The organism is Pelagibius litoralis, from assembly GCF_011683915.1.
Lineage (GTDB): Bacteria > Pseudomonadota > Alphaproteobacteria > Kiloniellales > Kiloniellaceae > Pelagibius > Pelagibius litoralis.
Window position 1 is genome coordinate 1 of record NZ_JAAQPH010000003.1, and the last position, 14,851, is coordinate 14,851.

12 protein-coding genes and 1 riboswitch are annotated in these 14,851 nt (G+C 63.9%); of the genes, 3 read left to right on the forward strand and 9 right to left on the reverse strand.

Features of this window, described 5'->3' with window-relative positions:
* Positions 1 to 314 precede the first annotated feature (314 nt).
* Together HBA54_RS04330 and HBA54_RS04335 are read right to left on the reverse strand one after the other, a co-directional pair.
* Positions 315 to 674: a MarR family transcriptional regulator gene (locus HBA54_RS04330; protein ID WP_437126172.1), complete on the reverse strand. Its 360-nt coding sequence runs from the start codon at positions 672 to 674 to the stop codon at positions 315 to 317.
* Positions 675 to 775: 101 nt separating this feature from the next.
* Positions 776 to 2,173: a leucyl aminopeptidase family protein gene (locus HBA54_RS04335; RefSeq protein ID WP_240932511.1), complete on the reverse strand. Its 1,398-nt coding sequence runs from the start codon at positions 2,171 to 2,173 to the stop codon at positions 776 to 778.
* A gap of 159 nt (positions 2,174 to 2,332) precedes the next feature.
* Here HBA54_RS04335 and HBA54_RS04340 point away from each other — a divergent pair, with 159 nt between their 5' ends.
* Entirely contained in the window at positions 2,333 to 2,980 is a 648-nt protein-coding gene (locus HBA54_RS04340; protein ID WP_167221779.1) for a glutathione S-transferase family protein, read from the forward strand.
* 15 nt (positions 2,981 to 2,995) lie between these two features.
* Here HBA54_RS04340 and HBA54_RS04345 read toward each other — a convergent pair whose 3' ends face one another.
* The 6 genes from HBA54_RS04345 to thiM all read right to left on the reverse strand — a co-directional run bounded on the left by HBA54_RS04345 (position 2,996) and on the right by thiM (position 8,785).
* Positions 2,996 to 4,030: a TAXI family TRAP transporter solute-binding subunit gene (locus tag HBA54_RS04345; RefSeq protein WP_167221781.1), complete on the reverse strand. Its 1,035-nt coding sequence runs from the start codon at positions 4,028 to 4,030 to the stop codon at positions 2,996 to 2,998.
* 121 nt (positions 4,031 to 4,151) lie between these two features.
* Entirely contained in the window at positions 4,152 to 4,928 is a 777-nt protein-coding gene (locus HBA54_RS04350) for a TVP38/TMEM64 family protein (RefSeq protein WP_240932512.1), read from the reverse strand.
* Between the two features lie 103 nt (positions 4,929 to 5,031).
* The gene (locus tag HBA54_RS04355; protein ID WP_167221783.1) at positions 5,032 to 6,456 is read right to left on the reverse strand and encodes a dihydrolipoyl dehydrogenase family protein; all 1,425 of its coding nucleotides are present in this window, start codon (positions 6,454 to 6,456) and stop codon (positions 5,032 to 5,034) included.
* A gap of 62 nt (positions 6,457 to 6,518) precedes the next feature.
* Positions 6,519 to 7,001, reverse strand: a complete 483-nt coding sequence (locus tag HBA54_RS04360) for a hypothetical protein (protein WP_167221785.1) — start codon at positions 6,999 to 7,001, stop codon at positions 6,519 to 6,521.
* 291 nt (positions 7,002 to 7,292) lie between these two features.
* Positions 7,293 to 7,958 carry a thiaminase II gene (gene tenA / locus HBA54_RS04365; protein ID WP_167221787.1) on the reverse strand — a complete coding sequence of 222 codons (666 nt, stop codon included), beginning with the start codon at positions 7,956 to 7,958 and terminating at the stop codon, positions 7,293 to 7,295.
* Positions 7,955 to 8,785, reverse strand: a complete 831-nt coding sequence (gene thiM / locus HBA54_RS04370) for a hydroxyethylthiazole kinase (protein ID WP_167221789.1) — start codon at positions 8,783 to 8,785, stop codon at positions 7,955 to 7,957. Before thiM ends, tenA begins: the two co-directional genes overlap by 4 nt.
* A gap of 59 nt (positions 8,786 to 8,844) precedes the next feature.
* Positions 8,845 to 8,941, reverse strand: a riboswitch (TPP riboswitch).
* Positions 8,942 to 9,112: 171 nt separating this feature from the next.
* Here thiM and HBA54_RS04375 point away from each other — a divergent pair.
* Complete coding sequence (locus HBA54_RS04375; RefSeq protein ID WP_167221791.1) at positions 9,113 to 10,891, forward strand: SLC13 family permease; 1,779 nt, start codon at positions 9,113 to 9,115, stop codon at positions 10,889 to 10,891.
* A gap of 31 nt (positions 10,892 to 10,922) precedes the next feature.
* On the opposite strand, the gene HBA54_RS04380 is transcribed toward HBA54_RS04375, so the two are convergent.
* Positions 10,923 to 12,944 carry a PAS domain-containing sensor histidine kinase gene (locus tag HBA54_RS04380; protein WP_167221793.1) on the reverse strand — a complete coding sequence of 674 codons (2,022 nt, stop codon included), beginning with the start codon at positions 12,942 to 12,944 and terminating at the stop codon, positions 10,923 to 10,925.
* Between the two features lie 291 nt (positions 12,945 to 13,235).
* Here HBA54_RS04380 and HBA54_RS04385 point away from each other — a divergent pair, with 291 nt between their 5' ends.
* Positions 13,236 to 14,822: an alkaline phosphatase D family protein gene (locus HBA54_RS04385; RefSeq protein ID WP_167221795.1), complete on the forward strand. Its 1,587-nt coding sequence runs from the start codon at positions 13,236 to 13,238 to the stop codon at positions 14,820 to 14,822.
* Positions 14,823 to 14,851: the final 29 nt, after the last annotated feature.

The following is a 14,851-nucleotide window of genomic DNA, read 5'->3' on the forward strand; positions in this document are numbered from 1 at the left end:
AAAACGCTATTGTGGTGGCGCACGGTGTTGTTCCTTTCTCGTGTCCCAGGACGTCGCCAAACGCTTGGACACCAGTAGAATCAACACCGTGCGCTCAGTCCACCAAATCTAAACCGGACACCAGTGGGCTTGTCCCGAGCATCCATCGACCTGCCATGTCGAGGGCCTGGATCACCAAGGTCCTGCCGGGTGGAGCGGGTTGGGCACTCCATCAAACCGAGACGCTGTACCATGGACCCTCGGGACAAGCCCAAGGGTGACAGCCTACGGAAGTGAAAACGCTGCGGGCCATCCGGTTACAGACGCAAACGCTACTAACCGTTGTTCAGTTTGCGGGCCGCTTCGGCGGCAAGGTCGGCGAATTCACGCAGAAAAACCGAACCCTTGACCGTGCGTTGCACCAGGATCGAACGGCGATCCGCCTCGTCGGCCTTGCGGCGCAGGAACTCCAGCCCTTCCAGGCGGTCGAGCGCACGGGTGACCGCCGGTTTGGACATGTTCAGGGTCGCCGCCAGCCCCCGCACGGTATGGGGCGGCGGCGCCTGGTAGACATGCAGGCAAAGCGCGAACTGCCGGGCCGTCAGATCCGGCAGGGAGCGGTTGAGCGCGGCAACCATGACGCCGTGCCAAAGGGCAAGCGCCTGTCCCGGCTTGAGCGGCGGCATGGCGGCCATGAAGGGCGCCTCGTCTCGTTACAGATGCGAAACGAATTCTGCAGAAGCCCCGGGGCTAACGCAAGCCCTGCCACTGTTTTGCCTCAGCCCTTGGTTTTGCCTCAACGCTTGCGGCTCGGTGCGCGCCGGATGAGTTCGGCAATCACGGCGTAGACGGCGCGCAGGCCCATGGCTTCGCCGCCCTCGGGACGCCCCGGACGGCCCGCAAGATTCCAGGCCATGATGTCGAAATGGGCCCAGCGGGTCGTCGGACTGACAAACTGCTCCAGGAAGAGCGCGGCAACGATGGCCCCGCCGTAGGGGCTGTTGGAGATGTTGTTGAGATCGGCAACCTTGCTCTCCAGCCCCTGGCGGTAAGGCTGGTGCAGGGGCAGGCGCCAGACCGGATCGCCCTCCACCGTACCCTGGCGCAACACCGCACCGGCCAGCTTGTCGTCGTTGCTGAAGAAAGCCGGCAGGTCGGTACCCAGCGCAACCCGCGCCGCGCCGGTCAGGGTGGCGAAGTCGACCAGCAGATCCGGCTTCTCGCTATCGGCCTCGGCCAGGGCGTCACAAAGAACCAAGCGGCCCTCGGCATCGGTGTTCCCAACCTCCACCGTCAGGCCCTTGCGGGTCTGCAGCACGTCCAAGGGCCGAAAAGCATTGCCGGAAACGGCGTTTTCCACCGCCGGGACCAGAACCCGCAGACGCAGCGGTAGTTTCTGCGCCATGATCAGCGCCGCCAGCCCCAGCACATGGGCCGCCCCGCCCATATCCTTTTTCATCATCTTCATGCCGGAGGCCGGTTTCAGGTCCAGCCCGCCGGAATCGAAGCAGACGCCCTTGCCCACCAGCGTCACCTTGGGCCCGCGCGTCCCCCAACGCAGATCGATGAGGCGCGGATCGTCGTCGCTGGCCCGGCCGACCGCATGGATGGCCGGATAGTTCTTGCGCAGCAGCGCATCGCCGACGATGACGCTGCACTTCGCGCGGTGGCGCTTGGCCAGGGCCTTGGCCGCCTCCGCCAGAGCCGTCGGCCCCATATCGTTGGCCGGCGTGTTGATCAGGTCGCGGGTCAAAAAGATCGCCTCGGCGGTATGGGTCACCAGATCCTGATCCGCCGCCTTGGGCCAGACCAGGCGGGCGTAGTCACGGCCGTTCGTCTTGTAGCGCGCGAAGTTATAGGTGCCCAGCCACCAGCCCAGCGCGGCGGCGCTGGCCGCTGTAGGGCGTAATGCCTGGGACAGGTAGTAGCTGCCCGGCGGCAGGGCGGTGGGTAGGGCACCGTAGGACCAGGTCGGCTCCTGCGCGTCAACCAGCAGCAAAACCTCCTCCAGCTCGCCCTGCGGGCCGGGCAACAGGCAGAAGCTGCCCGGATTGGCCTTGAAGCCGCTCTGGGTCACCCAGCGGCGGCGCTCTGCGCTTTGCGCCTTCAGCCAGGCATCGAAGGTATCGCGGGTCAGCGCGGTGATCGGCTTGGCCGCAGGGTCGTCGGAAACGAGATAGGATGTCTTTGCCAAGGGAGAAGGCTCCGGAAAACAACGGGGAAGGATTTCGCCAGGGACCCGCAGCCCGGACACGCCCGGATACGAGGGGTCGCGAAAGGCCACGAACGGCTTGCACAGCGCGCGCATCTTTGCGCTAAATCGCCGCGCTGTCGAGATGGAGGTGACCCCGGTATGCCCGCTTACAAACTGATCCTTGGCAACAAGACCTATTCGTCCTGGTCGTTGCGTGGCTGGTTGATCGTCAGGCTGGCCGGCATTTCCTTCGAAGAGGTGGTGATCTTCCTGCGCAAGGCCGATACGAAAGCAAGGATCCTGGCATACAGCCCGGCGGGCAAGGTGCCCACCCTGATCGAAGACGACCGCGTCATCTGGGACAGCCTGGCCATCGGCGAACACCTCGCGGAGCGCTTTCCCGGTCAGGGGCTCTGGCCGCAGGATCCCCTTGCACGATCAACGGCCCGCTCGGTTGTAGCGGAGATGCATGCCGGTTTTCCGGCCCTGCGCAGCGCCCTGCCCATGGACCTGAACAAGCGCTATCCCGGCCATGTCCTGAGTCCGGAGGTCAAGGCGGACATCGCCCGTATCGAAGAGATCTGGGAAAACTGCCGCCGGCAGTTCGGTAGCTCGGGCGACTTCCTGTTCGGCGAAGCCGGCATCGCCGACGCCTTTTTCGCCCCTGTGGTGGTTCGTTTTCGCGGCTACGACGTGGCCCTGGGCAAAACCGCCGAAGCCTACTGCGCGAGCATCGCCGACTGGCCCCTGATGCAGCAATGGGTTGCAGAAGCCGCAGAGGAAAAAGAGGTCATCGTCTTCGACTGAGCGCCGCAGCGGCAGCTACTGCAGGGCGCCCATTTCCCGGTAGTAGCGCTCGGCGCCGGGGTGCAGGGGAACACCCAAGCCCTCCAGCGCCTGCTCGATGACGATCTGCCGGCCCTTGGGGTGGCCTTTGTCGAGCAGTTGGCGGGTGCTGGGATGCCAGAGCGAGCGGGTGATCTCGTAGACCGTCTCTTCGGGAACCGTCTCGGCGACCAGCCATTGGGCCCCGACCGAGACGGTCGCGGTCTCACCGATCCCCGGATAGGTACCCGCCGCCAGCACCTGCCTGGCGAAGAAGGGCGAATCACTCAACAAGACCTCTGCCCCGGGCCCCGCTATGGGAACCAGTTCGACCAAGGCCTCTTCAGCCAGTTCCTGCACCGCAGCGGCCGGCGTGCCGGCAACGAAGAAGAAGCCGTCGATCTCGCCCTCGCGCAGCGCATCGGCAGCCGCACCGGAGCCAAGCTCGACAATCTCAAGGTCGCCGACGGCGATGCCGAAGGCTTTCAGGACCAGCAGCGCATCGACCCTGGTGCCGGAACCCTTGCGGTCCAACGAAAGCCGCTTGCCCTTGATGTCGGCCAGGGATTTGATTTCGGAATCGAACCGCACGACCAGATGCATCGTCTCGGGGTAGAGATTGGCGATGGCGCGCAAACTGGTCACGGCGCCTTCCTCCTGGAAAATTTCTTCACCGCGAAAAGCCCAGAAGGCGATGTCGGACTGGCTGAAGCCGGACTCGATATTACCGTCGCGAATTTGGCGGACATTATCGACGGAGCCGCGCGTCGACTGCGCGACCGCCACCAGGCCGGGAACCCCGCAACTGCCGCCGCGATCGCAACCGCGGCTGCCGGGCGGTGACGAGATGGCGCTGGCGATGATCCCGCCGACCGGAAAATAGGTGCCCGCCGTGGACCCGGTGCCGACCCTGAAGAATCGGATGTCCTGGGCGGAAACCAAAGCCGCCGTGCCGACGAGCAGCAGCGGCAGGAGAGCCAGAAAGCAGAGAGTCCCGAACCCCTTCAAGGGGCTCCAAGCGCGGCGAAGCATGAGCGCCTCTTCCTCAAGGCCGGGCCCTGACCCGGCGATTGCGTCGCCCTAGGTATATCAAGACGGCGCGGCACGCGCCAGGGCCGCCCCCTATTTCACCCAGGCGCCCCTCGTCTCCGCATCAGGCCGCGCGCTTCGCCTTGAAGCGCTTATAGGCGACCGGCAGCAGCGACAACAGCGAGAGCCCGACCAGACCGGCAATAATCTCCGGCGTCAGCACCGAGCCGACGGTGAAGTCGCCGCCCTGATCGAAGACCGAGCCGAGCCCGGCGCCCGCCAGGATGAAAACCACAGTACCGGGAATGATCCCGACGAAGGTGGCGAAGACATAGGTGCGTAGCGAAACGCCCAGGAAGGCGGGCACCAGATTGACGATGAAAAAAGGAAACAGCGGAATCAGTCTGAGGACCAGCAGGTAACTGAGCGCATTCTCCCGGAAACCTTCTTCCATACGTTGGAGAAAGGGGCCCGCGCGATCCCGCAGCGCCGATCCCAGCGCGGAGCGGGCGATCAGGAAAACGGCGGTGGCGCCCAGGGTCGCGGCCACCAGCACGTAGGCGACCCCGAAGGTCACCCCGAAGAGGAAGCCGCCGGCAACGGTGAGGATGACCCCACCGGGCAGCGAGAGAGCCGTCGAAAGCGCATAAACAGCAATGAAGGCCAGACCGGCGAGAAGCGCGTTGTCGGCGACGAAGGCGTTCAACACGGCGCGATGTTCACGCAGGGTATCGATGGAAAGATGCTCGTGCAGACCCAACGCAAAGGCGGTGCCGATGGCCCCCAGCAGAACCGCGAGCGGCAGAAAGCGCTTGGCGATCGAAGCCTTCCTGCCTGCGTTTGCCGCCTGCGGCATCTGGTCAGGGGCGCCCATCGGGTCGGTCGAAGTATGGTCGGTCATGGCAAACTCCGGGCTTTGCGCCCGCGGCTCTGCGCGGGAGGTGGGTTGCGTTTTCTGAGATTAAACTCGTCTGGCCGCCACCGGGCGGCCGCTTGTCACTGCGCTAGAATCGCTGCAAAAACCGAACGATCTTGCGGGTTCTCTCGCTGAACAGACTGGGCGTGTAGTAGCTTCCGGCCGCCCGCTTGTTGACCTCGCCCAAGGTCGGATAAGGCGCGATGAGATTCGCCATGGCCCCGATCTTCATGCCCTGGCTGATCGCCAGGACCCAGGGTTGGAGAAGCTCGCCCGCATGCAGGCCGGCAATGGAGGCGCCCAGGATCTTGCCGCGCGCGCCGACCACCACCTTCACCAGGCCTTCGGTCGCGCGCTCCGCCTGGGCGCGGTCGTTCTCTTCAAAGGACCACTTCAGCGCCCGGACCTTGTCGCCGAACTGTTCGCGCGCCTGGGCCTCGGTCAGGCCGACATGGGCGATCTCGGGATCGGTGAAGGTCACCCAGGGCACCGCTTTATAGTCGACCTTGGCGGGCAGCTTGAACAGCACATTGCGGATCACGATACCGGCGTGATAACCGGCCATGTGCGTGAACTGATAACCGCCGGCAACGTCGCCGATCGCGAAAATTTTCTTGTTGGTCGTGCGCAGCCGCGCGTCGACTTCGATGCCTTTTGCAGAATAGGTCACACCGGCCGCTTCCAGGTTCAAGCCGTTGACGTTGGCCCGGCGGCCGGCCGCCACCAGAAGGTGGGAGCCGACGATCCGCTGCGGCTTGCCGTCGACCTCGATCGACACCGCAATACCGTTGCCGTCCTGAGCGATCTCCTTGATGGCGATCCCCTCGTGAATCTCGATACCGTCCTCGACCAGACGCTTGCGGGCGAAGGCGGTCACGTCGGGATCGTCCTTGCCGAGAACGGTGAACATTTCCAGCAGCGACACCCGGGCGCCGAGACGGCGCTGCGCCTGGGCCAACTCCGCGCCAATGGGCCCACCGCCGATGACGATGAGATGCTCGGGCCGCTCGGCCAGGTCGAAGACGGTCTCGTTGGTCAGAAAGGGCACATGGTCGAGCCCCGGGATCGGCGGCACAGCGGCGGAAGAGCCCGTTGCAATAACGAAGCGCTTGGCCTTGATCCGGGTATCGCCGGCGATCATTTCGCCCGGTCCGGTGAAACTGCCGGCCGCTTCGATCACGGTAACGCCGAGTTCTTCGAAGCGCTCCACCGAATCATGCGGGGCGATGGCTGCGATGACGCCGCGCACGTGGTCGCGCACGCCCAGGAAGTCGACCTCCGGTTCATGCCCGTTGACACCGAACTTACCGGCATGACGAACCGTATCCGCGGCATGGCCCGCAGCGATCAGCGCCTTGGAAGGAACGCAGCCGTAGTTCAGGCAGTCACCGCCCATCTTGCCCTTTTCGAGCAGAACCACCTTGGCACCCATTTGCGATGCGCCGGCCGCCACCGAGAGACCGCCGGAGCCGCCGCCGATGACGCAGATATCCGCTTGGATGGTCTTGGCCATCTCATTCTTCCTTGTTCTGGAGAAACAGCCCAGGCGGACACCGCCGGGCTGAGGCTCGTTGCCTATCCTTCGACGACAATCTTGTAATCCGGCGTCGGGTTCAGCGGGCAGCTGTAGATGTATTCACCCGCTTCCAGCGTAACCTCATAGTCCTTCGTAGACCCGGTGCTGAGACCGCCACCGGAGACCGAGGTCTTGCTCAGCTTGTGCAGCGGGTTGCGCCAGTCATAGTCGTGCTCACGAACCCAGAAACCGAGGTCGTAGGGCACGTTCTGGTTGGTGACGCGAAAGATGTACTTGCCGGGCTTCAGGTTCAGCACCTTGGCGCTGGCCAGACGGGCCGGTCCGGATTCGGCATTGATCGCGTCGCAGTCGGCCTTGCTCTTGGAGGTATAGCCATGATCGCCGCCGTCCTCGATCTCGACGAACTGGCAGGCCGTCTGGGTCAGCTCGATAACCTGGGCCTCCTGGGCCGAAGCGGAAGCGATACCAAAGGCCAGAGCCCCGGCAGCAAGGGAGGCAGTCGTCAGCAGAACTTTTTTCATGATGCTTTCTCCGTATCGCTGTAAGGGGCTCGCTGTAACGGGGTCGCAGTCCGTCTAATGATCCCCTGACCTGGAACTCGAACGCCCGCCAAGTCCCCTGTCCGGGCGTTTCGCTTTCAAGTCAAATGGGAAGGCGCAGACCCACCGAAAGGCCTGTCACAGGGATGTGACCCTTCGTTACGGCCACTTGACCGCCGGAATCCCTCTTTATCGGTACTATTGGGGCCCATCGGGTACGGTTAATCAAGGGACGAAGCCATGATAAACCCGGATTCGGGCCCCCCGGCCCGTTCAGACCGGCCAACCTTCCTGGCGATAGGCACTATCCCAGAACATCCACTCATAGCGGCTCGACTGTATAAAGGCCGTTAACATCCGCGCCCGCTCCGCCGAACCGGCCGCCAGGGCAGCCCGGTCGCAGAGATCGACAACCGACTGCGTCGCCGCGCCGAAGGCCGGGTCCGAGTAGGTGGCGATCCATTCGGCGTAAGGGTTCTCCGGCCTGGCCGCCTCGCTGATGCCGCAGCCGATTTTCCAGTAGATCCAAAAGCAGGGCAGGATCGCGGCCGCCAGCACCTCAAAGGACTCTTTCTGCGCCGCCGCCAAAAGAAAGTTGGTGTAGGCAAAACAGGTCGGCGAGGCTTCCGTCTTTTCAGCCGTCGGCCGATCGACCCCGAAACGTTCCAGGATACCACCGTGGAGTGCCTGCTCGACCTCGATCGCGCCCTGGGCCGAGCGGGTGAAGATGGTGGCGGCTTCACCATCCGGCGCCCGGGCGGCAGCCAGCGACAGCGCCCGCGCGTAAGCCGCGAGGTAGAGCGAGTCCTGAAGAATGTAAAAGCGGAAACGCTCCGGCGACAGGCTGCCCGCCGCCAGCTCGCGGTTGAACGGCAGATCCGCGATCTTGCCATAGAGCGGCGCGATCGACTGCCAGGCGGTTTCCGAGAAGCGGGTCACAGCGCCACCCCCTCTGCCGCCGGGGTTGAAAGCGGGTGCCACCTGGCCTCTCGCACAAGGTCCGCCGGGCCGATGTCGTAGAGGCTGTCCAGCAGTGCCGGCTCCAGGCTTCCCGGCCCGCGCGCCGTCCCGGCGGCCCGCTCGCCGGCGATACCCATGATGGTGAGCGCCGCCACCGCCGCGCCGAAAGCGTCTTCGCTCACCGCCAGAAAGGCCGCGACCAGCGCCGTGGTGCAGCAGCCGAGCCCGGTCACCCGCGTCATCATGACCACACCGTTGTCGATCTCCAGCGCCCGGGTCCTGTCGGCGATGCAATCGCGCGCGGCCGTTACGGCCACCACCGAATCCCGGACCGCGGCCAAATCAACCGCTGCATCGCGGGCAGTTGGAACCGCGCCCACGGCATCCACACCCGGAACCACTGTCGTTGTCTGCCCGGACAGACAAGCGGCTTCCGCCGCATTGCCGCGAATCACCGCGGGGCCCTTGGTCAGCAGTGCCGCCGCCGCGTCGCGGCGCAGCGCCGAAGCGCCCACGCCGACCGGATCAAGCACCCAGGGAATCCCCAGAGCCCGCGCCACCTCGGCCGCCTTCACCGAGGCGTCGATCCGCGCCGGCGTCGGGGTGCCCAGATTGATCACCAGGGCAGCGGCGCGGCGCACCACCTCCTCGACCTCCGCCGCATCGCGCGCCATTACCGGCGAGGCGCCCAGCGCCAGAAGGGCGTTTGCGGTGATCGCCTGGGTTACATCATTGGTGATGCAGTGAATCAGCGGTCTTTGCTCGCGCACGGCATTGAGATAAGGCGCGACATCGTCGATCTGCACGTTCAACTCCCTTTGTTCTCGAGGGAACCGAAACCGCAAACGACTGAACGAGGCTGTTGGTCATTCCGGTGACAACTCCCTTCGCTGGCATGACCCAGATCAGGTTCGATGGGACTCTCTCAGCCCGCGGCAAGGCGGGCACCCCAGATCACATGAGGCGGCCACCTTAGCTTTCGAAGCGAAGGAGGGAAACCTTCGATATCCGTTCAACGCTTAACTCTGGCGGTGATTCAAAGGTAATGCCACAATCCCCGCCGAAAGGCCGCCGCCGCAGCCCTGAAACGGGCGCCGCCCTGACATCCCCTGACCCCAATTGCAGAGAAGCATATGACCGAACAACAAATGCTGATCTTTGCCATCCTGGCCGGGCTCTTCGGCCTTCTGGTCTGGGGTCGCTGGCGCTATGACGTGGTGGCCTTCGCCTGCCTGATGGTGACGGTAGTGACGGGCCTGGTGCCGATCAACCAGGCCTTTAGCGGCTTCGGCCACCCGGCGACCATCACCGTTGCCGCCGTGCTGATCCTCAGCCGCGTTCTTTCCGGTTCCGGGGCCATTGATCTGCTGGCCCGCCTGATTCGCCCGGCAATGGGATCCACGACCGGCCATGCCGGCATCCTGGCCGGGCTGGGCGCCGCCATGTCCACGATGATGAACAACGTGGGTGCCCTGGGCATCCTGCTGCCCATGGCCCTGCAGTCTGCGCGCAAGGCGGCGCGCGCGCCGGCAAAGCTGCTGATGCCGCTTTCCTTCGGGTCGATCCTCGGCGGCCTGATCACCCTGATCGGCACGCCGCCGAACATCATCATCGCCACCTACCGCGAGGAGGTAACCGGCGAACCTTTCGCCATGTTCGACTACGCCCCGGTGGGGCTGGCCGTCGCTGCCGCGGGCCTCATCTTCGTCGCCCTGATCGGCTGGCGGCTGGTTCCCGATCGCGGCGCCAGCCAGGCCGCAGGCGGCGATCTTTTCGACATCGAGAACTACATTACCGAGGTCGCGGTTCCCGCCGACAATCCGCACATCGGCAAGACCCTGAGCGAAATCGACGAGCTGACCAAAGACATCGATGCCGTGATCATGGACCAGATCCGCAACGACCGCGTCTATCCGGCCGCAACCCGCAAACAGCTTCAGGCGGGCGATATCCTGAAGATCGAGGCGGCACCGGAGGAGATCGACAAGTTCGTCACCAAACTGGGCCTGGAAATCGGCAGCGAAGACAGCGCGGGGAAAAAAGCCAAGAAGACGGAAGACGCAACCTTGATGGAAGCGGTGGTGGCGCCGGGCTCACGCCTGGAGGGCCGCCTGGTCGGCTCCCTGAGGCTCTTCGCGCGGCGCGGTATCATGATCCTTGCGGTATCGCGCCAGGGCAAACCCTTTCGCGGGCGCTTGCGCTCCTTCCGCATAAGGCCCGGCGACGTGCTGCTGCTTCACGGCGAAACCGAACAGTTGGCGGACCTGGTGCCGAGCCTCGGCTGCCTGCCGCTGGCCGAACGCGAGCTGCACTTCGGCAAGCGAAAGCAGGGCCCGGCGGTCATCGCCATCTTCGCCGCCGCCATTGCCGCCGCCAGCCTGGGGCTGGTTCCCATCCAGATCGCCTTTGGAATCGCCGTCGCCGTTCTGGTGGTAGGCGGCTTTCTGCAGGTGCGCGAACTCTACGACGGGATCGACTGGCCGGTCATCGTCCTGCTCGCCTCACTGATTCCCGTGGGTGGCGCGCTACAGACGACCGGGGCGACGACCCTGATCGCCGATGGCCTGCTGCTGGCGACCGCCGGCCTTTCCGCCGTCGTGGTGCTGGTTGTCGTCATGGTCGTGACCATGACCCTGTCGGATATCCTGAACAACGCGGCCACCGCCGTCGTTATGGCGCCGATCGCCGCCACCATTGCGGAGCGGCTGGGCGTCAACGCCGATCCGTTTCTCATGGCGACCGCGGTTGCGGCGTCCTGCGCCTTCCTGACGCCGATCGGGCATCAGAACAACGCCCTGATTCTCGGCCCCGGCGGCTATCGCTTCGGCGACTACTGGCGGATGGGCCTGCCTCTGGAGATCCTGGTGATCATGGTGGCCGTACCGATGATCCTGCTGGTCTGGCCGCTGTGAGGCTTCAGGCGTCCGCCCAAGCCCCGCCGTATCAGGCCGAGCGGCGCGAGGGAACGTCATCCCCCGAGGTGCGCTTCACCACCCGCTCTGCAGGGAAGCGCAGTGTGATCGCGGTGCCTTCGCCGACCTTACTCTGGACGATCATCTTGCCGCCGTGCATCTCGGCCAGCGACTTGGTGATCGGCAGGCCGAGGCCGGTTCCGTCATGGCTGCGGGTATGGGCGCCCTCGACCTGGCCAAAGGGCTGCAGCACGATCTCGATGTCCTCCTCCGCCATGCCGATACCGTTGTCGTGCACGACCAGCGCGAACTCACCGCTCGGCTCGACGAAGGCTTCAGCGCGGACCAGGCCGCCCGCCGGCGTGAACTTGATGGCGTTGGACAGAAGGTTCAAAAGGATCTGACGGATCGAGCGCTTGTCGGCATGCAGCTGGGGAAGGCTATCGGGTAGATCCGCCTCCAGCTCCAGGCTGCCGTTGGACGCGGACTCCTTCACGATGGTCAGACAGGACTGCACCACCGCGGCAACGTCGATCGATTCCTCATGCAGCTCCATGCGGCCGGCTTCGATCTTCGAGAGATCGAGGATGTCACTGATGAGCGACAGCAGATGGCTGGCGGAACGGCGGATGTCCTCGGCGTATTCACTGTAGTGCGGATTGCCCAGAGGGCCGAACAGCCCCTGCTCCATGATCTCGGAGAATCCGATAATCGCATTGAGGGGCGTGCGCAGTTCATGACTCATATTGGCCAGAAAGGCTGACTTCGCGCGGTTGGCCCGCTCTGCCTCGTCGCGGGCGATGCGAAGCTGCTGTTCTTTTTCCTTCAACTCGGTGATGTCGACATGGATGCCGCCGACACCGATCGCCTCGCCGACGGAATCAAGAACGGGAAAACGGGTGATCATAGCGAACATCATATCGCCATCCGCCCGCGTGACCTCCATCTCCACGTCCATGGGAACGCCGGTCTTCAGGACGTTCCTGTCCTGGGCGTTGAAAACTTCCGCTTCGCTCTGCCTGAAATGCTTGAAGTCCGTATCGCCCAGCAGCTTGCGCTCCTGAAGTCCATAAAGATCCTGGAACTGCTGATTGACCAGCATGTAGCACCCGTCCTGATCCTTCATGGTCAGGCCGGCGGGCAGGTGGTCGATCACCGCGCGCAGGCGGTCGCGGATTTCCCGCTCGGCCCGCTCGATGGCCTTGGTTTCGGTGACGTCGGTTGCCGTGAAAAAGATGCCGCCGTTCGCCGTCCGCTCCTCACGTACCCGCAACCAGCTGCCGTCGGAGCGTTCGACCTCGAACTCTTCACCCGGGTTCCTGTGACGCTCCATCCGCTCGGCCAGCCAGTCTTCCTCACGGCCGAAGGCCGCAGGGATCAAACCGTGCTTGATCTGGGTGCGGAGCAACTCCTCAAAGGGCATGCCGGGACCGATGGTCTCGGAGGAATAGCGGTGGAAATCCAGATAGCTCTGATTGAAGAGCAGCAGCCGGTCATCGGCGTCGAAGAGAGCCACCGCCGCGGTGAAAGACTCAACCGCCTGAAGCAGAAGGTCCTGTGCCTCAAAGGCCATGCGACGCGCATGGTATTCATCGGTCAGGTTACGGCCTGTTCCCCGGTAACCGAGAAAAAGTCCATCTTCCTCAAAGAGCGGGACACCGCTGATCGACCAGTATTGCCGGCCACCATCGGCGGCGATATAGACATAACGGAAATCGCGAAAGGGGCGGCGTGCGTTCAGGTCGGCCAGATGGGCTTCCCATTTTTCGCTGTCGGTATCGCCGGCCCCCAGTTCGAGACGGGATTTGCCGATCACTTCGTCAGGATCGACACCGGTCACCTCGCGCAGGCGCTCCGAGAGATAACACACGCGCAGTTCGGCATCCATTTCCCAGAACCAGTCGGAGGCGGCAGCCGCAAAGTCGCGCAAGCGCTCTTCGCTCTCGCGCAAAGCGTCTTCGGCCTTGGCTCGCTCCGCCTCAAGGCTTTCTACCTCCTCGACACGTTGCCTGAGCCGCGCAAGCTCTTCGGTCAACTCAGCCTTTGTGGGCAAGGACCGGCATCCTCTCCAGTTCTTTTCAGGACAGTGTTAAAGTTCATCAGAGAACGGTTAATAGACGTTGAAGATCAGTTAGGATTCGCCAGAAATCCAATCGTTTTCGCGATAAACACGACAATGACAAAGGCGTCATTAAACTGAAGCGCAACCGACATCGCCCGGCAATGCCCAGGCGTTATCGAATTCGTTAACAACAATTCGATTCACCGAAGTATCGGCACCACGGCCCGGGGTTCAAATGCGGAACCACCGGTCACAGGTGCCGGGCAAACCAAGGAGAAGATCATGCCGCTTCCGCGCCCCTCCCGATCACCCGCCCTCTATTCCCGGCGCAAGGTTCTGCGCGGCGGCGCTGCCGGCGCCGGCCTGGTGGGGGCCGGTCTGCTCGGCTTTCCCGCCATCGCGCAATCCAACCGCCCGGTTTTCACCCATGGCGTTCAAAGTGGCGACGTTACAACCAACAGCGGCATGATCTGGGCCCGCGCCGACCGCCCGTCGCGCCTGTTGGTGGAAGTGGCGACCAGCGATTCTTTCGGCTCTGCACAGCGGCTGCGCGGCCCGGCGACCATCGCCGCCAACGATTTCGCCGCCAAGATGGATCTGACCGACCTGCCGGCAGGACAGGACATCTTCTATCGCTTGCAGTGGCAGGATCTGGCTGATGTGAACCTGTTGAGCGAACCGACGGTCGGCCGGTTCCGCACCGGGCCGGGCGACAAGCGCGACATCACCTTCGTCTGGACCGGCGATACCTGCGGCCAGGGCTGGGGTATCAACCTGGATTGGGGCGGCATGCGCTGCTACGAGACCATGCGCGGCAACCGCCCGGATTTCTTCATCCATTCCGGCGATACGATTTACGCCGACGGGCCGATCCAGGCCGAGCAGACGCAACCCGACGGCAGCATCTGGAAGAACGTCGTGACCGAAGAAAAATCCAAGGTCGCCGAGACGCTGGCCGAGTTCCGCGGCAACTACAAATACAATCTGATGGACGAGAACGTGAAGCGCTTCAACGCCGAAGTGCCGATGCTCGCCCAGTGGGACGACCACGAAGTGGTCAACAACTGGTACCCCGGCGAGATGCTGATCTCCGACGACCGCTACAAGGTGAAGAGCGCTTCCCTGCTGGCCAGCCGGGCGAACAAAGCCTTCCTGGAGTACATGCCGATCCGCCAGCATGCCAGCGACCGGGAACGCATCTACCGCAAGATCGCCTACGGGCCGATGCTCGACATCTTCTTCCTGGACCTGCGCAGCTATCGCGGCCCCAACAGCGCCAACGACCAGGCGACGGCAAGCCGCGATACCGACTTCCTAGGTCCGCAGCAGCTGCGCTGGCTGAAGCAGGAAATGCTGGCGTCCAAGGCGACCTGGAAGGTCATCGCCAGCGACATGCCGCTGGGACTGATCGTGTATGACAACTGGCGCGACAAGAGCACCTTCGAAAACGGCGCCAATGGCAATGGGCCGGTACTGGGACGCGAACACGACATCGCCGACCTGCTGCGCTTCATCAAGCACAACGACATAAAACAAACGGTCTTCTTTACCGCCGACGTCCATTATACCGCGGCCCACTATTACGACCCGAGCAAGGCCCAGTTCCGCGACTTCAACCCGTTCTGGGAGTTCGTCTCCGGCCCCGTACACGCCGGGTCCTTCGGGCCGGGCGAGATGGACAACACCTTCGGACCGCAGGTGATGTATTCCAAGGACCCGGGCGGCGAGCCCAACCTGCCGCCCAGTTCGGAGCTGCAGTTCTTCGGCCACGTGAAGATCGACGGCGAGACCGAAGCCATGACCGTGACCCTGAAAGACCTGAACGACAAGGCGCTCTATACCGTCACCCTGGAAGCCGCCGGCGCATAGCCGACGGCCATGCGCTTCGAGAGGGCGCT